The sequence below is a fragment of the Paraburkholderia sp. SUR17 genome (genome assembly GCF_029536165.1).
Classification (GTDB): domain Bacteria; phylum Pseudomonadota; class Gammaproteobacteria; order Burkholderiales; family Burkholderiaceae; genus Paraburkholderia; species Paraburkholderia kururiensis.
In genome coordinates this window covers 404,102-426,646 of record NZ_CP120508.1, presented here as the reverse complement: position 1 = coordinate 426,646, position 22,545 = coordinate 404,102, and the positions used below count along the sequence as shown (strand labels likewise).

The window sequence follows — 22,545 nt, the reverse complement described above, 5'->3', positions numbered from 1 at the left end:
GCGCGTAAGGTCTGCAGCCATCACAGAAAGGAAGAAGGAACCAGCATGCACACCGGCGAGCGTTTCAACAGCATTACGCACCTCGTCGGCGCCGTACTCTCCGCCGCCGGACTGGCAACGCTCGTCACGATGGGCGCAGTGGACGGCGACGCGTACAAGATCGTCAGCTTCAGCGTGTACGGCGCGATGCTCGTCGCGCTCTACACCATTTCCACGCTGTACCACGTGGCGCGCGGACCGAAGCTCAAGGCGGTACTGCAAAAGTGCGATCACTCGGCCATCTACCTGCTGATCGCGGGCAGCTACACGCCATTCACGCTCGTCACGCTGCGCGGGCCGTGGGGCTGGTCGCTGTTCGGCGTAAGCTGGGGGCTCGCCGCGCTCGGCATCGTGCAGGAGCTGACGCTCGGACGGCGCACGCGGGCCGTATCGATGGTGCTGTATGTGGCGATGGGATGGCTTGCGCTCGTCGCAGTCAAGCCGCTCGTGCATGCCCTGCCGGCCGGCGGGACCGCATGGCTCGTGGCCGGCGGTGTGATATACAGCCTTGGGATCTACTTCTTCATCAACGACGAGCGCATCCGGCACGGACACGGAATCTGGCATCTGTTCGTCCTCGCCGGCAGCCTCTGCCAGTTCGTGAGCGTCGCGCGCTACGTCGCGTAAGGCGCCACGGCCCAACCCTCGCGCGGCCGCCGCAGTGTCAGCGGCAGCGCGATGCAACTTAAAGCCAGCCGACGTGTCTCGATAGGCCGTCGACTTCTTCGGCACGCGCACTGGCGTGCCGCCCGGTTTTTACCGCGAAGGGCGGGTGCTTTTACGCATCGCCGCGCACGACAAGGCATGCCACCGCGCACGCCGCCACAGCCTCGTTCAGACCGTATTCAGGGCTGAACGAGCTGTGCCGCGGCGACGCGCGGCTGTCATGCGAGACGCTGCGCGCGTCGCCCTTCGCGTCACTGCATTGCAAACAGGTGTTTATGTCTTTCGATTCTCTCGGCTTGTCCGAACCGCTCGTCCGCGCCGTACACGAACTCGGCTATACGTCGCCCACTCCGATCCAGACCCAGGCCATTCCGGCCGTACTCGGCGGCGGCGACCTGCTCGCCGGCGCACAGACCGGCACCGGCAAGACGGCCGGCTTTACGCTGCCCATCCTGCAGCGCCTTTCCACCATGCCGCCCGCGCCCGGCGGCAAACGCGTCGTGCGCGCGCTGATCCTCACGCCGACGCGCGAACTCGCGGCTCAGGTCGAAGAGAGCGTGCGCGCCTACGGCAAGTATCTGAAGCTGAAGTCGACGGTGATGTTCGGCGGCGTCGGCATCAATCCGCAGATCGATGCGCTCAGGCGTGGCGTCGATATCGTCGTGGCCACGCCGGGCCGCCTGCTCGATCACATGCAGCAGAAGACGATCGACGTCTCGCATCTCGAGATCCTCGTGCTCGACGAGGCCGACCGCATGCTCGACATGGGCTTCATCCACGACATCAAGCGCGTGCTCGCGAAGCTGCCCGCGAAGCGCCAGAACCTGCTGTTCTCGGCCACCTTCTCCGACGAGATCAAGGCGCTCGCCGACAATCTGCTCGACTCGCCCGCGCTGATCGAAGTCGCGCGTCGCAATACGACCGCGGAAACGGTCGCGCAGAAGGTGCACCCCGTGGACCGCGATCGCAAGCGCGAACTGCTCACGCACCTGATCCGCCAACACAACTGGTTCCAGGTGCTCGTGTTCACGCGCACGAAGCACGGCGCGAACCGCCTCGCGGAACAGCTCACGAAGGACGGCATCACCGCGCTGGCCATTCACGGCAACAAGAGTCAGTCCGCGCGCACGCGGGCGCTGGCCGAGTTCAAGGACGGCACGCTCCAGGTGCTGGTCGCGACAGACATCGCGGCACGCGGCATCGACATCGATCAGTTGCCGCACGTCGTCAACTTCGACCTGCCCAACGTGCCGGAAGATTACGTCCACCGTATCGGCCGCACGGGGCGCGCGGGCGCGACGGGCGAGGCGGTGTCGCTCGTCTGCGTGGACGAGTTGCAGTTGCTGAAGGACATCGAGCGGCTCATCAAGCGCCCGGTGCCGCAGGAAGTGATTCCCGGCTTCGAGCCGGATCCGGACGCGAAGCCGGAACCTATCCTGCGCCGCGGCCAGGGCGGCGGACGTTCCCAGCCGCGCGACGGACAAGCGCGGCCGCAAGGCGGCGCACCGCGCGCGCCGAAGCGGGAAGCTGCACGAGAAGCGCCGCGCGGAGCCGCGCCCGCTGCCAAGCCCGCGCAAAAGGGCGCCGCGCATCCGCGCGGCAACGCACAGGGCGGCACGGGCCGAAGCGGCCAGGGCGCGAATGGACAGAGCGACGCACGCGCCAACGGGAACAGCAGCGGCCACGCGCGCACGCAGGAACCGCATACCGCCAAGCCCGTCAAGCAAGGGCATGGCGGATCGAACGGATACGGCGCCGGCAACGCTCGCAAGGACGCACCCCGCCGCGATCAAGACGGCGGCGCCGCGCGCGGTTCGCGCAAGCCGCAAGGCAACCCCGGCGCGTTGCTCGGCGGCAAGGCACGCGGCAACGCCTCGGGCAATCGTTGATCGTCTACGGTGTGATGTCGTGACGCACGCGCCGACCGCGGCGCGTTGCTGAACGCGCTGGACGCCATGTCATGCGTCCAGCGCTCTATCGTTCCGATGCGCGCCTGAGCAGCGCGATCTGTTCTTCCCAGCGGCGCAACGCCGCTTCCCGCATCCCTTCTTCGAGTTCGAAACGAATCCCGCTCGTGAGCCGCGCATAGTTCACGCGCTGCACTTCGCCCGCGGCAAGCGTGCCCTTGAAACAGGCCAGTGGCAGTGCGGCTTCGCTTGCGCGTTGCATGGGCTCGACATCGAGCTGCGCCTGATAGAAGGCGCCCTCGTACACGAACGTGAGCGCGGCAGTGCCTCGCACGGCCAGCGCTTGCGCTGCCCGCGACTGCGGCCACAATGCGAGGCAAAGCGTGCGCGGCCCCGGCGCGTAGAGTTCTCCGATACCCAGCAACGCCGTGCGCGGACGTCCGCCCTCGCCGAGGGTCACGAGCGATGCCGTGAACCCGACCTTGCCGGCGAGCAACGTACCGTCGAAGAGCGCACGCAGCGCATCCGGCCAGACATCGAAGGTCTGCTGTTGCAGCGCGTTGTTGCGCGTAGTCGGGTCGCTCATGATGCCGTGCCGCGTTGCCTCGCCTGCCGATAAACGCCCCGCCCGAGGCAAGCAGCCCTCATCGGAAGAACACGTGCTGCGTGATCTTGGCGAGCGGGTAATGCACGCCGGGCTGGATTTTCGCGGGCAGCTCCAGCGGCTTGAGCAGCATCTTCACGCACATGTCCGCAGACAGATTGCGCCGCACGAGCGCGTTCACGCGCGCCGAACGCTCGCGGTTATAGGCGGAGTCGTGCACGCGCTCGGGATAGCGAATCGCAAAGACGTGGCGCAGCGCGATCTCCGAGTCCTCGTTCTTGATCTCCATGACCCGGCGCAACAGCGCGCCGAGCACGGCAAGCCGGCCGTTACCCTCGATCTTGTTGTACTTCTTGAAGTACTTGAAAAAGTGCTTGTAGTGGCGCACTTCGTCGGTGCGGATGTTGTCCGTGATCTCTTTGAGCACGGGCTCGTCCGAACACTCGTTGATCGCGCGATACAGCGTGGCGGTGCCCGTTTCCACGACGCAGCGCGCCACCATTTCCAGCGCCCGCGTCTTCTCGAATTCCTCGACGCTGCAGGTCTTCGAGTATTCGTCGAAGAAGTTGTGGAACGCGGTGTCCCAGTCGAACTCCGGCCACACGTGCGCGATGTAGGTCTTCAGCGCGCGGCCGTGCTGGAGCTCTTCGTGCTCCCATTCGTTGTTGAGCCACGCCGAGACTTCCGGGTCGTCGTCGAAGAACAAACTCAGGTTGCGCGTGTAGAGGTCGGTGCCGCTCTCGATGAACGAGGCCGCACACAACAGCAGCAGCAGGTCTTCGTTGGCAGCGGCACGCTGTCGGTCTATACGGGAGAGGTCGATGTCTTCGATACGCCAGGTCATTACATGGCGAGGTTCAATGTCAGTGCGCATTGTTTCGTGCTCCCAAGGCGACACCGGCAGAAGAGCACAAACGCCACCGGGTTGGTTCGCACGGTGGTCCGCTTCCGCCGGTGAAACGTCATTGAAACGTCATACCCTTTCATGCTGCATCTTAGCTGTTGTTTCGCGAATCTGCAGTTAAAGAGCACAGACCGTACCTACGCACGGCAGTTCCGGCAAGAAGCTGTTTGAAATATTCCGTTGTAATGGAGAAGGTTTCTCTGTGGAGAGCGGGCCCGGCCCTGGCTTTCGGCCTCGGGCCCGCTCCCGAACTCAGAACCCGGCGGCGAGGCCGTCGCGGCGGCTGTCGCTCGCGGCGACGTAGCCGCGCTCCGGCTCGTTGCGGTCGAGACGCCAGATGTACTGGCCGGAGCCGAAATCCATGTACGGGTCGTCGACGGACTTGATCGTATGGCCACGTGCTTCGAGCGCGCGGGCGCAGGCGGGGTCGAGCGTGGCTTCGACGTCGAGCGTGAAGTCGCGGTTCACCTTCCAGCGCGGCGCGTCGCACGCAGCCTGCGGCTGCTGGCCGTAGTCGAGCATCCGCACGATGGACTGCAGGTGCCCCTGCGGCTGCATGTCGCCGCCCATCACGCCGAAGCTCATCACCGCTTCCTCACGGCCTTCCACGCGCTGCGTGAGGAACGCCGGGATGATGGTGTGGAACGGCCGCTTGCCACCTTCCACGACGTTCGGCGACTTCGGGTCCATCGAGAATCCACAGCCGCGGTTCTGCATCGAGATGCCCATGTCCGGCACCACGATGCCCGACCCGAAGCCCATGTAGTTCGACTGGATGAAGCTCACCATCATGCCGCGCTCGTCGGCGGCGCTGAGGTAGATCGTGCCGCCCGCCTTCGGCATGCCGAAGTCGAACTGCGTCGCGCGCTTCGGGTCGATCAGCTTCGCACGCCCGGCGAGATACGCGTCGTCGAGCATCTGCTGCGGCGTGACCTCCATGGAACGCGGGTCCGCCACGTAGCGGTACACGTCGGCGAACGCGAGCTTCATGGCTTCGATCTGCAGATGCTGCGACTCGACGCTGTCCACCTGGATCGCGCTCAAGTCGAACTGGGCGAGGATGCCGAGCGCGATCAACGCCGCGATGCCCTGGCCGTTCGGCGGAATTTCGTGCACGGTGTAACCGCGATAGTCTTTGGAAATGGGCTCGACCCAGTCGGCGCGGTAGTTGCGCAGGTCGTCCAGCGTCAGCGCGCCGCCGCCCTCGCGCGCGAACGCGGCGATCCGTTCGGCGATCTCGCCCTCGTAGTAGGCGCGCGGGCCTTGCGCCGCCAGCATGCGCAAGGTCTTCGCGTGGCCGGGAAAACGCACGAGTTCGCTCACCTCGGGCGCGCGGCCGTGCGGCATGAACGCGGCGGCAAAACCGGGCTGATCTTTGAGCTCCGGCACTGCGGCCGCCCATTTGTAGGCGACGATGCTCGCCACCGCATGGCCGCGCTCGGCAATCTCGATGGCGGGCTCCATGAGGTCCGCGAACGGCAGGGAGCCGAACTTCGCGTGCAACGCCTCCCAGCCGGCAATCACGCCGGGCACCGTCACGGCGTCCCAGCCGCGCTTGGGTTGCATCGCAAGGCCGTTTTCCTCGCCGTAGCGGCGCCGGAAGTAATCGACGTTCCACGCGGCCGGCGCCACACCCGACGCATTGAGGCCATGCAGCCTGGCGCCATCCCAGACCAGCGCAAAGGCATCGCCGCCCAGGCCGCAAGAAACGGGCTCGACCACGGTAATGGCGGCTGCGGCGGCAATCGCCGCGTCCACCGCATTGCCGCCTTTCCACAGCATGCGCAGTCCGGCCTGCGCGGCCAGCGGATGCGAGGTGGACACGATGTTGCGGGCGAACACAGGCAGACGGGGCGTGGGATAGGGGTTGTGCCAGTTAAAGCGTGTCATGTTGTTTCCAGTGTGACCAGGTGGCGGAAGGCGGAGCAGCGAAACCGAACATTGCAGCGTGAAGCCGTTCAAAGCGCAAATTCATTTATGGCATGAATAAATGCGGGTTGCATCTGAATCCGACGCAAGGCGGGGAAGTCTTAAAATACGCCGACCCGCACAACAACGAGATGCGCCTGTACGCGCCACCGGCACAGACACCATGACACGAGACCCCCGCCTCACCCTGAACGCACGCCAACAGGAACTGCTCGAATGGGTGCAGCGCGACGGCTTCGTCACCGTGGACGACCTGGCGGCGCATTTCGACGTCACGCCGCAAACCATCCGGCGCGACGTCAACTGGCTCGCCGACCTGAACCTCCTGCGGCGATACCACGGCGGCGCCACCCTGCCCACGAGTTCGGAGAACGTCTCCTACACCGCGCGCCAGCGCATGTTCCACGAGGAAAAACGCCGCATCGCCGCGCTCGCCGCCACGCACATTCCCGACCAGGCGTCGCTCTTCATCAACCTGGGCACCACGACCGAGGAAGTGGCGCGCGCGCTGAACCGTCATCGCGGCCTGCGCGTCATCACGAACAACCTCAACGTGGCCAGCATGATGAGCGGCTACCCGGACTGCGAGGTGCTGATCACAGGCGGTATCGTGCGCCCGTGGGACAAGGGGATCGTGGGGGAGCTAGCCATCGACTTCATCCGCCAGTTCAAGGTGGACTTCGCGATCATCGGCACCTCGGGAATCGAGACCGACGGCACGCTGCGCGACTTCGACACGCGCGAGGTGCGCGTGGCCGAAGCCATCATGTCGCATGCGCGCACGGTCTTCCTCGTGACCGACCATTCGAAGTTCGGCCGCCCGGCGCTCGTGCGCCAGGGCCACCTGAGCCAGGTCCACGCCCTTTTCACCGACGAAGCCCCGCCCGCCGACATGACCGAGACGCTCACGCAGACCGGCACCCAGGTGTACGTGGCGAAGTGAGCACCGAAGTGAGCACCGAGGTGAGCACGTCACCCAGGCAAAATGCGCCAATGCCGACGTGAGCCACTGCGCAGCGCGCCGGCTCACTTGAGCGCTTGCTGCACCGCACGCAATACTTCGAGTGAAATCAAGGATTTGCCCGCGCGACCAAACCGCTTGTCGATGGCCGAGTTGTCAAAGGGAAAATTTTCAGGGCACGGTTTGTACAACAGTGTGCGGTTGACTACACTCCAGTTCCCCGCCGCCATGCGGCCATGCGCGTTGCGCATTGGCCCACCCGCCCGGCTCTCACGCCGGACAGCGGCACTGCCGAAGCCTTCCGCCGTATCCGTTCACCTCGCCCCCGGCTGTTGCCGCGGCGAGACTGCCGGGTCCGGCCCACTGGAGAGGACGACGATGCTGAGCCCGCATGAATTCGCCACGCTACTGCTCGTGAAGGACGCTCCGAACCAGCTCGACATGGAGCGCGAAGAACTGGACGCGCTGCTCGAGCGACAACTCGTTCAGCTCGAAAAGCTCGCTTCAGGCAACCAGCGGTGGCGTCTCACGGAAACGGGCGATACCGCGCTACGCGCCATCAAGCGTCTTTCCTGATCTGCTGGCTGGCGCGGGCTTCGCCCGCACCGCCTTGCCGGTCGCCCTGCGTGTGGCCGGCGGGTGACCTGCGAGCCGGTAGTCCCTTTTCGAATCCGTGCAGTGGCTTCCTGCCCAGATGCCGGTTTGCTGCACGGCCTTCCCCGACGCAGGCGCACGACAGTCAGTGCGCACGTGCGCCTGCAATGACAGTCACGCGGCCCGCGCGCTTCGAGGTCGCGTGACTTTTTTTGCGTCCAGGCCCTCATCTATCCTTCGGCTCACCCCGCCCGCAGCGTCGGGTCCACGGCCGCGCGCCAGCTGAGCGCGTTGGCCCGCTGATCGTTGAAGAACATCACCCATTGGTTGCGCAGCTTCGGATCGCCGCTCGCGGCCAGCGTCGCGTAGCGCTGCGCGATGAGCGTCTGGAACGCGCAGTATTCGTCCTTCGAGATGCGGCGGTGCCGGCTCGCCACATAAGCGTCCAGCAGCGTCGAGTAGACCGGTTGCGCGTCGTTGCCGTAATCGGTGGACGGCGCGCCGCACATCTCCTGCAATGACGCGAGCGACGGCGCGCCCCACCCGCCCGCCACGTCCGCCGAGGGGCTGATGCACCCGCTCAGCAGCGCCGCGGCGCCCACCATTCCCGCCATTGCCCAGATCGTCTTCACCTCAATCCTCCTTTGCTCGTGGTTCGCGGCCTCCCACACGGCGAGGCGCGGCTACGGCACCGAGTATCGCCGCTCGCGCCCCGGCGTGCCACCGGCAGGGCAGGATTCATCAGATTCGAACTTTACATTTTCGAATTTGTTCACTAAAGTTCGAAAACGAAAACTATCGGTTCGATAGCTTTTCGTTTCATCCCCATCTAACAGGCATCCGGCCCGCCGGCGATCGTCCGATTGCAGCGCCGGCCCTCACGCGGAGACACAGCAGGTGACGCAAGGATCAAGGTTCGATCTGCTCGTCGTAGGCGGCGGCATCAACGGCGCGGGCATCGCGCGCGACGCCGCGGGCCGCGGCTTTTCGGTACTGCTCTGCGAACAGGACGACCTCGCCGCGCACACCTCGTCGGCCAGCACGAAGCTGATCCACGGCGGCCTGCGCTATCTGGAGTACCGCGAGTTCGGACTCGTGCGCAAAGCGCTGCAGGAGCGCGAAACGCTGCTGCGCGCGGCGCCGCACATCATGTGGCCCCTGCGCTTCGTCATGCCGCACATGCCGGATCTGCGCCCGGCCTGGCTGATCCGCGCCGGTCTCTTCCTCTACGATCACCTCGCAAGGCGCGAACTGCTGCCCGGCTCGCGCGGCATCGACATGCGCCGGCATCCTGCGGGCGCGCCGCTCGTCGACTCGATCCGGCGCGGCTTCGTGTATTCGGACGGCTGGGTAGACGACGCCCGCCTCGTCGTGCTCAACGCGCTCGACGCGAGCGAACACGGCGCACGCGTCATGACGCGCACGAAGCTCGTAAGCGCCGTGCGCGCGGGCAACGAGTGGCACGCGAAACTGCAACGTACCGACGGCACCTCCTTCGACGTGCGCGCCGGCGCCATCGCCAATGCCGCCGGCCCGTGGGTGGCCGAACTGCTGCACGGCGCGCTGGGCCGCGGCGCGCAGCACAGCGTGCGGCTCGTGAAAGGCAGCCACATCGTCACGCGGCGCCTTTTCGATCACGACCACGCCTACATCTTCCAGAACCCGGACAAGCGGATCATTTTCGCGATTCCGTACGAGCGCGAGTTCACGCTGATCGGCACGACCGACATCGAATATCGCGACGACCCGGCACGCGTGACCATCGACGCGAACGAAGTGCAGTACCTCTGCGACTCGATCAACCGCTATTTCAAGCGCCACATTGCGCCGGCGGATGTCTGCTGGACCTACTCGGGCGTGCGTCCGCTGCTGGAAGACGAAAACGCCGACAACCCGTCGGCCGTCACGCGCGACTACAAGCTCGAACTCGACGCGCCCGAAGGCACGGCGCCCTTGCTCTCGGTGTTCGGCGGCAAGATCACGACGTTTCGCAAGCTGGCCGAAGAGGCCGTCGATACGCTCGCGGGTGCACTTGGCCAGCAAGCGCCGACCTGGACCGCGGGTGCGCCGCTGCCGGGCGGCGACATCGAACGCGCGAACTTCGAAGGTTTCCTCGCACGCTTTCAGCGCGAGCACGCATGGCTGCCCGCCGATCTCGCGCGGCGCTACGCGCGCGCCTACGGCACGCGCGCGACGAACGTGGTCGGCCATGCGCACTCGCTTGCCGAGCTGGGCCGCGCCTTCGCGCCGGGGCTCTACGAAGCCGAACTGCGCTATCTGCGCGACGTCGAATGGGCGCGCAGCGCGCAGGACGTGCTGTGGCGCCGCTCGAAGCTGGGCCTGCACGTGGAGCCGGGCACGCTCGCCGCAGTCACGGCCGACATCGACGCATGGTTCGCGCAAGAGCCGGCGGCACGGGCGGCGTGAGGTCTAAGGCTTGAGGCCGGCGCGCGCAGTCGACCGGCCAGTAATGCAGTCATTCAGTAATCGGACCGCCGCCGAGCGGTACGCAGAACAACAGGCTTTTCCCGTCGCGAGTCCCCGCTCGCGATTCACGAAAACGCATGGAGAAGAGACACATGACGGACCGGTACATCCTCGCACTCGACCAGGGCACAACCAGCTCGCGCGCCATTCTGTTCGACCGTCAGGGAAACATCGTTTCCACGGCGCAAAAGGAATTCCAGCAGATCTACCCGAAGCCCGGCTGGGTGGAGCACGATCCCCAGGAAATCTGGTCGACCCAGGCCGGTGTCGCGGCCGAAGCGGTGACGCGCGCCGGCCTGAACGGCACGTCGATTGCCGGCATCGGCATCACGAACCAGCGTGAGACCACCATCGTGTGGGACCGCGAGACGGGTCACCCCATCTACAACGCCATCGTCTGGCAAGACCGCCGCACCGCCGACTTCTGCGACCAGCTGAAAGCGCAGGGGCTCGAAGAGAAGGTGCGCGCGAAGACCGGTTTGCCTATCGACGCCTACTTCTCCGCCACGAAAATCCGCTGGATTCTGGACAACGTGGAAGGCGCGCGCGAAAAGGCCAGGCAAGGGCGTCTCGCGTTCGGCACCGTGGATAGCTGGCTCGTGTGGAACTTCACGAAGCACAACCTGCACATCACCGACGTCACCAACGCGTCGCGCACCATGCTCTTCAACATCCATACGTTGAAGTGGGACGACGAACTGCTCGAAGCGCTCGACATTCCGCGCAGCATGTTGCCCGAGGTGCGTCCGTCGTCCGAGGTGTACGGTCCGACCGTGACCACCGTGTTCGCCTCGAAGATTCCGATTGGCGGCATTGCCGGCGACCAGCACGCCGCGCTCTTCGGCCAGATGTGCACGGAATCGGGCATGGTGAAGAACACCTACGGCACAGGCTGCTTCCTCGTCATGAACACGGGCAGCAAGCCGATCGAGTCGAAGAACAACCTCGTCACGACCATCGCCTGGCAGATCGGCGACCAGATCAACTACGCGCTGGAAGGCAGCATCTTCATCGCGGGCGCCGTGGTGCAATGGCTGCGCGATGGGCTCGGCATCATCAAGAGCGCCGCTGAAATCGAAAGCCTCGCGCGCAGCGTGCCGCATTGCGACGGCGTCTATCTCGTGCCCGCATTCGCCGGACTCGGCGCGCCGCACTGGAATGCCCGCGCGCGCGGCACGCTCTTCGGCATCACGCGCGGCACCACGTCGGCGCATATCGCGCGCGCGGCGCTCGACTCCATCGCGTATCAGTCCGTCGACGTGCTGAAGGCCATGGAAGCCGACTCGGGCATCCGCATCGGCGAGTTGCGCGTGGACGGTGGCGCCTGCGCCAACAATCTGCTGATGCAGTTCCAGGCCGACATGCTCGGCGTGGATGCGGTCCGTCCGCAAGTGAGCGAAACCACGGCGCTCGGCGCCGCCTATCTGGCAGGCCTCGCCGTGGGCTACTGGAAGGACGTGGGCGAGTTGCAGCAGCAATGGCAGCTCGATCGCCGCTTCTCGCCCGCCATGGAGCCGCGCGACGTCAAGCAGTGCCTCGACGGCTGGCAGCGCGCCGTGCGCGCCGCGAAGGCCTGGGCCGACGCGCCCTGATCCCCCTCGTCTGACGCAGCTTCCCGCTGCGCGCTGGCTGCATCGCGAGCACGACCGGCTCGCGGCAGCCCGGTGAAACAGCGGTCCGTCGCAACGGCGGACCGTCTCCCCAATGGCTCAGGAGAACAAGAATGTCACCCTATATTGCGGAGTTCGTGGGCACGGCCATGCTCGTGCTGCTAGGCGACGGCGCCGTCGCCAACGTGCTGCTCGCGCGCACCAAGGGCAAGGGCGCGGACCTCATCGTCATCGTGATGGGTTGGGCGATGGCGGTGTTCGTGGCCGTGTACATCACGGCGTCGTTCAGCGGCGCGCATCTGAATCCCGTCGTCACCGTGGCGCTCGCGCTCGCGGGCAAGTTCGCCTGGAGCAAGGTGCCCGGCTACGTGGCGGCGCAGATGCTGGGCGGCATGGCCGGCGCGCTGCTCGTGTGGCTCGCCTACCGGCAACACTTCGCGAAGGAAGCCGACCCCGACGTGAAGCTCGGCGTGTTCTGCACGGCACCCGCCATTCGCAGCGTGCCGCACAACTTCCTCACCGAAATGATCTGTACCTTCGTGCTGATTCTGGGCGTGCTGTATCTCGCCTCGCCGCAGGTGGGGCTCGGCGCGCTCGATGCGCTGCCGGTGGGTCTGCTCGTGCTTGGCATCGGCATCTCGCTGGGCGGCCCGACCGGCTACGCGATGAGCCCGGCGCGCGACCTGTCGCCGCGGCTCGTGCACGCACTGCTACCTATTCCCGGCAAGCGCGACAGCGACTGGCACTACGCGTGGATTCCCGTGGTGGGGCCGCTCGCAGGCGGTTCGATGGCTGCGTGGATCTACCTGCACGCGCATTAACGGGCGCACATCGCTGAGGGCCAAGGGCGGCGTTTGCGGCGAGACGCGCGCCGCCCGTGACGGCAGGACGGCCACTCGTCTCCCAACATTCCCGACATTTCAGGATGGCTGAGCATTGGCTTGCAGCGCGAGGCCGCATGCGGGCCATGTGTGGACGTCGCGATGAAGACACGCAGTCCGAAGGACGTATCATGGCGCCTTCCCATTCCCGCGCGCGCCACCGCCGGACGCGCTTCATCCGGTTTCCTGCATGATCGACCATCTCATCTGCGACTGCGACGGCGTGCTCGTCGACAGCGAAGTCATTGCCGACCGCGTGCTCGCCGAGACCCTCACCGCCACCTTCCCCGGCATCGACTTCGGTCCCGTCGTGAAAACGGCGTTCGGCCAGCAGACCTCGCGCTTTCTGTCGAACGTCGCGAGCGAGTTCAACCTTCAGCTGCCGCCCGACTTTCTCGAGACGATCGAACATAACGTGGAGCGCGCGCTCGCGGAATCGCTGAGTCCCATCAACGGCGTGCGCGAGGCCTTGCAGCGCGTGCCGCTGCCCGCCGCCGTGGTGTCGAACAGCCGGCTTGCCCGCGTGAGCGCGTCGGTGCGGCGCGCGGGGCTCGCCAATATCTTCGGGCCGCGCGTGTTCAGCGCCGAGCAGGTGCCGCGGCCCAAGCCCTTCCCCGATATCTACCTGTACGCGGCGCAGCAGCTCGGCGTGGAGCCGGCGCGCTGTATCGTCGTGGAAGACAGCATCGCGGGGCTCAACGCTGCGCGTGCCGCGGGCATGAAGACCATCGCGTTCGTGGGCGCAAGCCACATTCCGCACGGCTACGCGGACGTGCTGCGTGAAATGGGCCTCACGCGGATCATCGAACACATGGACGCGCTGCCCGCACTGATCGAAAGCGGCGTGCGCGGCGAGTTCGGGGACGTGCAGTCCTGAGGGTGACTGCGAGGTGCGCCGGCGTGGCCGGCCAAGCAAGGCCGGCGCGCGGCGTCCGTAGGCCGGACGCCGCGCCGCCAACTCACACTACCCGGCCTTACGCCTCATCCGTACAACACTCGCGCGCGGCCGCAAGCGCCTCGCGAAACTGGACGAGTTCCGCAATCGTCAGCATCGGCAGACGATGCTGAGCGGCAAAACGCTCCACCTCGGCGCCGCGCGCCATCGTGCCGTCGGCGTTCATCAACTCGCAGAGCACACCCGCCGGCTTGAGGCCAGCCAACACGGCCAGATCGACCGTGCCTTCGGTATGGCCGCGTCGCGCCAGCACCCCGCCAGGCGCCGCACGCAGCGGAAACACGTGGCCGGGGCGAGCGATGTCGGCCGGCTTCGCGTGATCCGCAATGGCAGTGCGGATGGTCGTGAGCCGGTCCGCCGCCGACACGCCCGTGGTCACGCCTTCGCGCGCCTCGATGGAAACCGTGAATGCCGTGCCGTGGCGGCTCTCGTTGTGCGCCACCATGGGCGGCAATTCGAGCGCGCGAACCTTCTCGTCCGGCAGGCACAGACACACGATGCCGCTGCATTCGCGGATCAGGAGCGCCATGGTTTCGACGCTGAGCCGCTCGGCGGCCACGACGAGATCCGCTTCGTTCTCGCGGTCGTCGTCGTCCTGAAGCACGACGGGGCGGCCATCGCGCATGGCCTGCAACGCGGCGGCAATGCGTGGCGGGATGGGTTCGGTGGCCAGCAACGGAAGATCGGCCGAGGCGTCGAGCGGACGCGCCGCATCGATCTGGCCTTGAAGGCGGGTGGAGTCCCCGAAAGACAACGGAGAGTGGGACATGTGAAACGCTCCTCGCAAAAAGTTGGGCGAAAAACGTTTCAGGGCATTGCAAACAGACAAGCACCCGCACAGGCAAGCCGCAAGCGGCCAACCACAGCGCCCCGCAACGACACGGAACGCCATGCCGCACGCGCGCAGACGCGCGCCGGCAACGGCGGGCAGAGTGACCATCTGCACATCTTCTTCCATCCGGACTATGACCGTCGGCTCTGGCATCGCACCAGATCTGCTGACCCCGCCATGCCGCGGCACACAGGCCGCAGGCGTTCGTACTGACTAGCGGGCGCTCGCGGGCTTGCCGGCTTTGCCGTGAAGGCAGGCCGACCTACCGCCGGTGGGGAATTTCACCCCGCCCTGAAGACGCACTGATTGCCGGAAAATCCGGCGGGCAAAGCATACAACAACCGCGACGATGGCGCAGCGGACCTGCGCCGCGATGCCGCGCACGGCACCGCTCATCCCTCGTGCCGTGCCGCATCGGGCGAAGCGTTCCAGCGCGGCGGCGTCTCCGCGTTCACGGTGACGCGAAACGCACGCGCCTCCGTGTCGCCGGGATTGCGCAGGCTGTGCGGCTGGTCCGCATCGAACACGATGGCGTCGCCGGTTGCGAGCAACTGGCGCTGGTCGTGCACGCTGAGTTCGAGCGTCCCCACGCTCACCACCAGATTCACCAGCGTGCCCGGCGTGCGGCGCGTGCCGTACTCGGTATGCAGCGGCGCGATGCGCAGCTCGTGGAACTCGGCGGCAACGGGCTCGCCTTCGGGATAGAGCGCGCGTTCGGCATAGCCGCCGTCCGCGCTCACCACGCGCCGCGCGCGACTGGCCGGCAGGTGTTCGAAACCGTTCACCGCGTGGCGGCGCAGGAACGCCGCGACCGAGACCTTCAGCGCCGCGGCAATCTTGCTCAGCACCTTGATGGACGGCACGCTGCGCGCCGATTCGATCTGCGCGAGCATCGCCCGCGAAACGCCGGACGCGCGAGCGAGTGCGTCGAGCGAAAGCTGGCGCTCGGCACGCAGCCGCGCAAGATTCACTCCGACGAGATGTTCCAGCAGATCGAACTGCCCTGCGTGGGCGTCGGGGGTCTCGTCGGCGGCATCGCGGACAAGCGCAAGCGGGGAATGCATGATCGCCTCCTTTCCTTCGTTCTGCCGCGCATCCGGATCGCGCATGGATCGCGCACGGATCGGGCCGCTGAAACTCGAATGGAGGCTATCGTCGCATCGGCTTGTGCCCGCGCCAACGAAGTTATCTTCACACCGTTATCACTATCGCGGACGGCGGTTTCGGGAAAGCTTCGAATCGCTCGTCATAAGCGCTCGTTCGTTGCGGCGCGCCCGTTGCGCCTCGCGTTCAGCACGCGTCTTCGCGCACCGTTACACGCGCCGCACGACCGGCCGCTTGCCCGCGAACGCCGGATCGCTGCGCATCCAGACGCGCCGCGATCCACGTGACGAACAGTGCCGCGACAGAGACTGTCGCGGCCACCCACGGCAGCGCGTCGTAGCCGAGGCCGTGCGAGATGGCGAGGCCGCCCAGCCACGCGCCGCCCGCGTTGCCGACATTGAACGCGCCGATGTTCAGCGTCGATGCGAGGTTCGGTGCGGCGGAGGCTTTTTCCACCACGCGCATCTGCAGCGGCGGCACCGTTGCGAACGCGGCCACGCCCCAGACGAACACGGTGACGGCGGCCGCAATCTGCGAATGGCTCGTCTTCGTGAACACCGCCATCACCACGGCGAGCATTGCGAGAATGCCCATGAGCGAGGGCATCAGCGCGCGGTCCGCGAGCTTGCCGCCCACCGTGTTGCCGAGCGTGAGCCCCGCGCCGAACAGCACGAGAATCAACGTCACGGCGCGCGGCGAGAAACCCGCGACGTTTTCGAGAATGGGCGTGATGTACGTGAACACGACGAACACGCCGCCAAAGCCGAGAATCGTCATGGCGAGCGCAAGCCACACCTGCGGCTCGCGCAGCACGCGCACCTCGTGGCCGAGTCCCGCGGGACCGGCGTCATGCCGGTTCGGCACGAGCGCCGTAATGCCCACGAGCGAGAGCACGCCCAGCACGCTCACGATCCAGAACACCATGCGCCAGCCGAACTCCTGGCCAATGAAGGTGCCGAACGGCACGCCCAGCACGTTCGCGAGCGTAAGACCGGTGAACATCAACGCGATAGCGCTCGCGCGCTTTTCCTGCGCCACGAGCGAGGCGGCCACCACGGAGCCGATGCCGAAGAACGAGCCGTGCGCAAACGACGCCACGACGCGCGCCACCATCAGCAGCGAATAGTCCGACGCGACCGCGCAGAGCACATTGCCCGCGACGAACACGCCCATGAGCAGTTGCAGCGCGAGTTTGCGCGGCATGCGGCTCGTCACGACGGCGAGCAGCGGCGCACCCACGGCCACGCCCAGCGCGTAGCCCGTGACGAGCAGACCGGCCGACGGAATCGAGACCGAGAGATCGCGCGCCACGTCGGGCAACAGCCCCATGATGACGAACTCGGTGGTGCCGATGGCAAACGCGCTGATGGCGAGCGCCAGTAAGGGAATGGGCATGGAAATCTCCTGATCCGGTGCAAAAAGCCGACGCGCCGTGCGCGCAACGACCCGACAAGGCGCGCATTGTGGCTGCACCGCGTCAATTTGATAATCGGCCCGGAATCGAAAACATTTTCAAACAAAACCGAAGAATAGGGATCGAGGAGGCAGCAGACTTCGCCGGCACCGGACGGGAGGAGGCGGAGGGTAAATCGGGGCGAATGGCAGGCTCGCGCCGGTCCTGTCGAGACTGCGGCATGCAGCGCCTCGCGCACCGCCCCAACGCCCTGCCCAAGCGGCTCGCGCGTCGCAAAGCGGAAACGGCGGCGGGCTATAATATGCAATTCCACCGCGCGCCCCAGCCGCCGCGGCGCGGCCCTTCCTTGCTCTTCCCGGCCTCGCCCGCACTCCGGCAATCATCATTCGAACAAGCCCGGCGCGAGGCTCTCCACCTTTTTGAACAACGCCCCCAGGTCAACCACTGCGAACGGCGAAACCCGATGACCAAGAAAGTTTATGTAAAGACCTTTGGCTGCCAGATGAACGAGTACGACTCCGACAAGATGGTCGACGTGCTCGGCGCCGCTGAAGGCCTCGTCAAGACCGACTCCCCCGAAGACGCGGACGTCATTCTCTTCAACACCTGTTCGGTGCGCGAAAAAGCGCAGGAAAAAGTCTTCTCCGATCTCGGCCGCGTGCGCGAACTCAAGGAAGCGAACCCCAGCCTGCTGATCGGCGTGGGCGGTTGCGTCGCGAGCCAGGAAGGCGCGGCGATCGTCGCGCGTGCGCCTTACGTCGATCTCGTGTTCGGCCCGCAGACGCTGCACCGCCTGCCGCAGATGATCGACGCCCGTCGCGCAAGCGGTCGTGCGCAGGTGGACATCACGTTCCCCGAAATCGAGAAGTTCGACCACCTGCCGCCCGCGCGCGTCGAAGGTCCCAGCGCGTTCGTCTCCATCATGGAAGGCTGCAGCAAGTACTGCAGCTATTGCGTGGTGCCGTACACGCGCGGCGAGGAAGTGTCGCGCCCGCTCGACGACGTGCTGACCGAAATCGCCGGCCTCGCCGACCAGGGCGTGCGCGAGGTCACGCTGCTCGGCCAGAACGTGAACGCTTATCGTGGAAAATTCGGAGGAGCGCTGAGCGCCGGCTCACACGAAGTCGCGGACTTCGCCACGCTGATCGAATACGTGGCCGACGTGCCGGGCATCGAACGCATCCGCTATACGACGTCGCATCCGAAGGAATTCACGCAGCGCCTGATCGACACCTACGCGAAGGTGCCCAAGCTCGTGAGCCACCTGCACCTGCCCGTGCAGCACGGCTCCGACCGCATCCTGATGGCGATGAAGCGCGGCTACACGGTGCTCGAATACAAGTCGGTAATCCGCCGCCTGCGTGCCATCCGGCCCGATCTGTCGCTCTCTACGGACATCATCGTCGGCTTTCCCGGCGAAACCGAAGCGGACTTCGAGAAGACCATGGCGCTCGTCGACGAGATGAGCTATGACACGAGCTTCTCGTTCATCTACAGCCCGCGGCCGGGCACCCCCGCGGCGAACCTGCACGACGACACGCCGCGCGAGGTCAAGCTGAAGCGCCTGCAGCACCTGCAGGCCACCATCGAGGAAAACGTGGCGTGCATCAGCGCGTCGATGGTCGGCAACGTGGAGCGCATTCTCGTGGAAGGACCGTCGCGCAAAGACCCGACCGAACTCGCGGGCCGCACCGAGAACAATCGCGTGGTCAACTTCCCGGCGCCCGTCGCGTCGCACGCGCGGCTGATCGGCCAGATGATCGACGTGAAAATCGGCCACGCGTACCCACATTCGCTGCGTGGGGAGTTGGTGCTGACGCAAGACGAAGCCCACGACGAAACTCACGAGAAAGCCCACGACAAAGCGCATGGCGGCAAACCGGCCGCGGCGCATTGAACCTGCAGCGCCTGGCGGGCGCGTGCCCCGAACCGCGGCGCGCGCCCGCCACCGCCCGAATCCACGGCCGCTAACCGGCAGGAGTAGCCAGACACCTTGAAGACCACCCAGCAACTGGAATTCACCGCCCCGCGCGACGACAACGCCCGGCTCGCCAATCTCTGCGGGCCGCTCGACGAAAACCTGCGCCAGATCGAACAGGCGCTCGACGTAACGCTGTCAAGGCGCGGCCACCGCATCGCAATTCGCGGGCGCGGCGCGAAAGTCGCCATGGCTGCCCTCGAAAACTTCTACAATCGCGCGCGCGAGCCGCTATCCGTCGACGACATCCAGCTGGCGCTCGTCGAAGCCCGGCACCCGGCCACCACGGGCACGAGCACGAACGGCAACGAGGAGCTGGACCCGCGTTTTCGCGGCGACCCCGACCATCCGTTCGACGAACCCGCACACGCCGACGGCGAGGCCGAAGAACCGGGGCCGAAGCTCTACACGCGCCGCGCCGACCTGCGCGGCCGCACGCCGGCCCAGCGCGAATACCTCAAGCAGATCGTGTCGCACGACGTGACGTTCGGCGTGGGTCCGGCCGGCACGGGCAAGACCTATCTGGCCGTGGCCTGCGCCGTGGACGCGCTCGAACGCGACCAGGTCAAGCGCATCGTACTGACGCGCCCGGCCGTCGAGGCGGGCGAGCGGCTCGGCTTTCTGCCCGGCGACCTCGCGCAGAAAGTGGACCCGTACCTGCGTCCACTCTACGACGCACTCTACGACCTGCTCGGCTTCGACAAGACCGCCAAGATGTTCGAGCGCCAGATGATCGAAATTGCGCCGCTCGCCTACATGCGCGGCCGTACGCTGAACCACGCGTTCATCATCCTCGACGAGGCGCAGAACACCACGCCCGAGCAGATGAAGATGTTCCTCACGCGCATCGGCTTCGGATCGAAGGCCGTGGTGACGGGCGACACGACGCAGATCGACCTGCCCCGCGCGCAGAAGAGCGGCCTCGTGGAAGCGCAGCAGGTGCTCGCGAACGTGCGCGGCATCGCGCTCACGCGCTTTACGAGCGCGGACGTGGTGCGCCATCCGCTCGTCGCGCGCATTGTCGAGGCCTACGACGAGCACGCGAAACAAGAAGAAGCATGACGCGCGCGCCCAAACTGAAACTGACGCTGCAATTTCCGGCCGCGAAGGCGTTCCCGCAACACAAGGCGATGCTGCCGCGCGCCACGGTCGCGAACTGGGTCAAGGCGGCCCTGTTCGCGGACGCGGAACTCACCGTGCGCTTCGTCGACGCCGAGGAAGGCCGCACCTTGAACCGCACCTACCGCGGCAAGGACTACGCGACCAACGTGCTCACCTTCGCCTACGCGCAAAGCGAAGAAGACCCGGTGACGGGCGACCTCATCCTGTGCTGCCCGGTGGTCGAGCGTGAAGCCGCCGAGCAGGGCAAGCCGCTCGCCGCTCACTACGCGCATCTGCTGGTGCACGGCGCGCTCCACGCCCAGGGCTACGACCACGAAACCGACGACGAGGCCGAAGAGATGGAAGGCATTGAAACCGATATCATGAACTCCCTCGGTTTCCCCGATCCGTACCGCGCCGACTGAACCCGCCGCCCTCAAGTGAGCCCCCGCTATCTCTCAACACCACTTGCCGCCGGGGCGGCTCCGTGTCCTGACTATCCGCCGTCGCTCGGCGCCTCGCGCCTGCTCACGGACGACGAACTCCGCGCCTCGCTCGACTGCACCTTGCAGCAATGGGACGGCCAAAGCGACCTGTGGCTGTTCGGCTATGGATCACTGATCTGGAACCCGGGGCTGCCCACCGTGGAAAGCGTGCGCTCGCGCGTGCATGGCTACCATCGCGGGCTTTATCTGTGGTCGCGGGTGAACCGCGGCACGCCCGAGCAGCCGGGCCTCGTGCTCGCGCTCGACCGCGGCGGCTCGTGCCAGGGCATGGCGTTTCGCCTGGCCGCCACGGGCGTGATGCCGCATCTCGAAGCACTGTGGCGGCGCGAAATGCCGATGGGCTCGTATCGTCCGGCCTGGCTGCCGTGCAAGCTGGCCGACGGGCGCTTCGTGGAAGCGCTGGCCTTCGTGATGCGGCGCGACGTGCCCAGCTACACCGGCAAATTGTCCGACGAGACGGTTCGCACCGTGCTGGGATGCGCCTGCGGCCGCTACGGATCGACGCTCGACTACGTGCGGCGCACGGTCATCGCGCTGCGCGAAATCGGCATGCCGGACCGCGCGCTGGAAGCGTTGCTGCGGCGCTGCGCGGCGGACGCTGCGGCGTCGGCGCCTTGATGCGGTGCCTGAGTCACCCCAGCAGCCACGGCCGGCAAGTGCGAGGGGGGCGAGGGGGGCGAGGGGGGCGAAGGGGCCACGCTCGCTTCGCGCTCGCGCCGAAATTTGTCCACCCGCAGCCGCGCGGGTTTCTGCGATAGCATTGAACGACGTTGCCCGCGCGCAGCGGCATCGGCCAGACGGTTCATGGCCACTCGGCAAGGCGCCGTGCCCAACCACGGCGGCCACGCCGGCAGCGCCCCTGGCCAACGCGCTGGCCGCCTGGCTACACGGTCGCGCCACACGCGTGGTGTATCCTTAACCCTCCGCAACAGCGCGCCCGGCATGGCGGGGCGCACCACCATGAACGACTCTTATCCCAGTCGACGACAAACCGGCAAACCTCACGAAAAGCGCTCGCTGCTCGAGCGACTGACCGACTTCATCTCGCCCGAGCCCGATTCCCGCGGCGAGCTTCTCGAGATTCTCCAGGACGCGCACGAACGCAACCTCATCGACGCGGATTCGCTCTCGATGATCGAAGGCGTGTTCCAGGTCTCCGAACTGTGCGCCCGCGACATCATGGTTCCGCGCGCGCAGATGGACGCGATCAACATCGCGGACAATCCCGACGAATTCATTCCATACGTGCTGGAAAAGGCGCACTCGCGCTATCCGGTCTACGAAGGCAATCGCGACAACGTGATCGGCGTGCTGCTCGCGAAAGACCTGCTGCGCTACTACGCCGAAGAAGAGTTCGACGTGCGCGGCATGCTGCGCCCCGCCGTGTTCATTCCGGAGTCGAAGCGCCTCAACGTGCTGCTGCGCGACTTCCGCATGAACCGCAACCACATCGCCATCGTCGTGGACGAGTACGGCGGCGTGGCCGGCCTCATCACGATCGAAGACGTGCTCGAACAGATCGTGGGCGATATTGAAGACGAATACGACTTCGACGAGGAAAGCGGCAACATCATCGAATCGCCCGACGGGCGTTTTCGCGTGCGCGCGCTCACCGAAATCGGCCAGTTCAACGAGGTCTTCGGCACGCATTTCCCCGACGAGGAAGTGGACACCATCGGCGGGCTCGTCACGCATCACTTCGGGCACGTGCCGCATCGCGGCGAAAAAGTGCGTATCGACGATCTGATCTTCGAAGTGCTGCGCGCCGACGCACGGCAACTCCACATGCTGCTGGTACGTCGCGACGCGATGGCCGGCCAGCGCGAGGCGGCGCTGCAACCGCCGGGAACCTGAAGCCGGCGCCCTGGCGGGGCCACGGTGTTCCCTCCGGACCACCGGGCAGGCTGACTCGGCAGACATTCGGCAGACATCCGGCCGCAACCCGGCCAAACCCGCCAGATAACGCAGCGCTTCGCTCCAACGCCACACACCTCGCCGATACCCCGGATAGACGCGGCGCGACTCGCGGCACATCCCGCGTCCCGCCCCCGCCGACATGCGGCGTGGCGCGAA

21 protein-coding genes and 1 riboswitch are annotated in these 22,545 nt (G+C 66.4%); of the genes, 13 read left to right on the top strand and 8 right to left on the bottom strand.

Annotation, left to right across the window (positions count from 1 at the left end; genetic code table 11):
* Nucleotides 1-45 precede the first annotated feature (45 nt).
* Both P2869_RS01925 and P2869_RS01920 read left to right on the top strand, forming a co-directional pair.
* On the top strand, nt 46-666 hold the full coding sequence (locus tag P2869_RS01925; protein ID WP_017772744.1) for a hemolysin III family protein: 621 nt from the start codon (nt 46-48) through the stop codon (nt 664-666).
* 314 nt (nt 667-980) lie between these two features.
* Nucleotides 981-2,594 (top strand): DEAD/DEAH box helicase, encoded by a 1,614-nt coding sequence (locus tag P2869_RS01920; RefSeq protein ID WP_277597308.1) that lies wholly within the window; start codon nt 981-983, stop codon nt 2,592-2,594.
* A gap of 85 nt (nt 2,595-2,679) precedes the next feature.
* Here P2869_RS01920 and P2869_RS01915 read toward each other — a convergent pair whose 3' ends face one another.
* The 3 genes from P2869_RS01915 to P2869_RS01905 form a co-directional block, all read right to left on the bottom strand.
* Nucleotides 2,680-3,198, bottom strand: coding sequence for a hypothetical protein (locus P2869_RS01915; RefSeq protein WP_277597307.1), 519 nt, complete (start codon nt 3,196-3,198; stop codon nt 2,680-2,682).
* A 58-nt stretch (nt 3,199-3,256) separates the two neighbouring features.
* The gene (locus P2869_RS01910; protein ID WP_277597306.1) at nt 3,257-4,090 is read right to left on the bottom strand and encodes a ferritin-like domain-containing protein; all 834 of its coding nucleotides are present in this window, start codon (nt 4,088-4,090) and stop codon (nt 3,257-3,259) included.
* 282 nt (nt 4,091-4,372) lie between these two features.
* A complete protein-coding gene (locus P2869_RS01905; protein WP_277597305.1) occupies nt 4,373-6,010 on the bottom strand; it encodes a gamma-glutamyltransferase family protein in 1,638 nt (545 codons plus the stop codon).
* Nucleotides 6,011-6,212: 202 nt separating this feature from the next.
* Between P2869_RS01905 and P2869_RS01900 the strand changes: the two genes are divergently transcribed.
* Complete coding sequence (locus P2869_RS01900; RefSeq protein WP_017772739.1) at nt 6,213-6,992, top strand: DeoR/GlpR family DNA-binding transcription regulator; 780 nt, start codon at nt 6,213-6,215, stop codon at nt 6,990-6,992.
* A gap of 83 nt (nt 6,993-7,075) precedes the next feature.
* Here P2869_RS01900 and P2869_RS01895 read toward each other — a convergent pair whose 3' ends face one another.
* Complete coding sequence (locus P2869_RS01895; RefSeq protein ID WP_277597304.1) at nt 7,076-7,261, bottom strand: hypothetical protein; 186 nt, start codon at nt 7,259-7,261, stop codon at nt 7,076-7,078.
* A 127-nt stretch (nt 7,262-7,388) separates the two neighbouring features.
* On the opposite strand from P2869_RS01895, the gene P2869_RS01890 reads away from it, so the two are divergent.
* Nucleotides 7,389-7,586, top strand: coding sequence for a hypothetical protein (locus tag P2869_RS01890; RefSeq protein WP_017772738.1), 198 nt, complete (start codon nt 7,389-7,391; stop codon nt 7,584-7,586).
* Between the two features lie 260 nt (nt 7,587-7,846).
* Here P2869_RS01890 and P2869_RS01885 read toward each other — a convergent pair whose 3' ends face one another.
* Complete coding sequence (locus P2869_RS01885; protein WP_277598032.1) at nt 7,847-8,209, bottom strand: hypothetical protein; 363 nt, start codon at nt 8,207-8,209, stop codon at nt 7,847-7,849.
* A gap of 292 nt (nt 8,210-8,501) precedes the next feature.
* Between P2869_RS01885 and glpD the strand changes: the two genes are divergently transcribed.
* From glpD to P2869_RS01865, 4 genes are all read left to right on the top strand, one after another.
* The gene (gene glpD / locus P2869_RS01880) at nt 8,502-10,031 is read left to right on the top strand and encodes a glycerol-3-phosphate dehydrogenase (RefSeq protein ID WP_277597303.1); all 1,530 of its coding nucleotides are present in this window, start codon (nt 8,502-8,504) and stop codon (nt 10,029-10,031) included.
* 152 nt (nt 10,032-10,183) lie between these two features.
* Nucleotides 10,184-11,683 carry a glycerol kinase GlpK gene (gene glpK, locus P2869_RS01875; protein ID WP_277598031.1) on the top strand — a complete coding sequence of 500 codons (1,500 nt, stop codon included), beginning with the start codon at nt 10,184-10,186 and terminating at the stop codon, nt 11,681-11,683.
* Nucleotides 11,684-11,814: 131 nt separating this feature from the next.
* On the top strand, nt 11,815-12,522 hold the full coding sequence (locus P2869_RS01870; RefSeq protein WP_017772734.1) for an MIP/aquaporin family protein: 708 nt from the start codon (nt 11,815-11,817) through the stop codon (nt 12,520-12,522).
* A gap of 250 nt (nt 12,523-12,772) precedes the next feature.
* On the top strand, nt 12,773-13,459 hold the full coding sequence (locus P2869_RS01865) for an HAD family hydrolase (RefSeq protein WP_277597301.1): 687 nt from the start codon (nt 12,773-12,775) through the stop codon (nt 13,457-13,459).
* Between the two features lie 97 nt (nt 13,460-13,556).
* Here the strand turns inward: P2869_RS01865 and ribB are convergent, their stop codons facing one another.
* The 3 genes from ribB to P2869_RS01850 all read right to left on the bottom strand — a co-directional run bounded on the left by ribB (nt 13,557) and on the right by P2869_RS01850 (nt 16,868).
* Nucleotides 13,557-14,306, bottom strand: a complete 750-nt coding sequence (gene ribB, locus P2869_RS01860) for a 3,4-dihydroxy-2-butanone-4-phosphate synthase (protein WP_233411571.1) — start codon at nt 14,304-14,306, stop codon at nt 13,557-13,559.
* Between the two features lie 173 nt (nt 14,307-14,479).
* Nucleotides 14,480-14,672, bottom strand: a riboswitch (FMN riboswitch).
* An 89-nt stretch (nt 14,673-14,761) separates the two neighbouring features.
* Entirely contained in the window at nt 14,762-15,433 is a 672-nt protein-coding gene (locus P2869_RS01855) for an XRE family transcriptional regulator (RefSeq protein ID WP_277597300.1), read from the bottom strand.
* Between the two features lie 226 nt (nt 15,434-15,659).
* Nucleotides 15,660-16,868 carry an MFS transporter gene (locus P2869_RS01850; protein WP_277597299.1) on the bottom strand — a complete coding sequence of 403 codons (1,209 nt, stop codon included), beginning with the start codon at nt 16,866-16,868 and terminating at the stop codon, nt 15,660-15,662.
* A gap of 482 nt (nt 16,869-17,350) precedes the next feature.
* Between P2869_RS01850 and miaB the strand changes: the two genes are divergently transcribed.
* The 5 genes from miaB (at nt 17,351) to P2869_RS01825 (ending at nt 22,326) form a co-directional block, all read left to right on the top strand.
* A complete protein-coding gene (gene miaB / locus P2869_RS01845; protein WP_277597298.1) occupies nt 17,351-18,784 on the top strand; it encodes a tRNA (N6-isopentenyl adenosine(37)-C2)-methylthiotransferase MiaB in 1,434 nt (477 codons plus the stop codon).
* Between the two features lie 96 nt (nt 18,785-18,880).
* Nucleotides 18,881-19,927 carry a PhoH family protein gene (locus P2869_RS01840; RefSeq protein WP_277597297.1) on the top strand — a complete coding sequence of 349 codons (1,047 nt, stop codon included), beginning with the start codon at nt 18,881-18,883 and terminating at the stop codon, nt 19,925-19,927.
* Complete coding sequence (ybeY, locus tag P2869_RS01835; protein WP_277597296.1) at nt 19,924-20,391, top strand: rRNA maturation RNase YbeY; 468 nt, start codon at nt 19,924-19,926, stop codon at nt 20,389-20,391. The genes P2869_RS01840 and ybeY overlap by 4 nt, the downstream gene beginning before the upstream one ends.
* A 15-nt stretch (nt 20,392-20,406) precedes the next feature.
* Nucleotides 20,407-21,090: a gamma-glutamylcyclotransferase gene (locus P2869_RS01830; protein ID WP_277597295.1), complete on the top strand. Its 684-nt coding sequence runs from the start codon at nt 20,407-20,409 to the stop codon at nt 21,088-21,090.
* Between the two features lie 342 nt (nt 21,091-21,432).
* The gene (locus P2869_RS01825) at nt 21,433-22,326 is read left to right on the top strand and encodes an HlyC/CorC family transporter (protein ID WP_026121025.1); all 894 of its coding nucleotides are present in this window, start codon (nt 21,433-21,435) and stop codon (nt 22,324-22,326) included.
* Nucleotides 22,327-22,545: the final 219 nt, after the last annotated feature.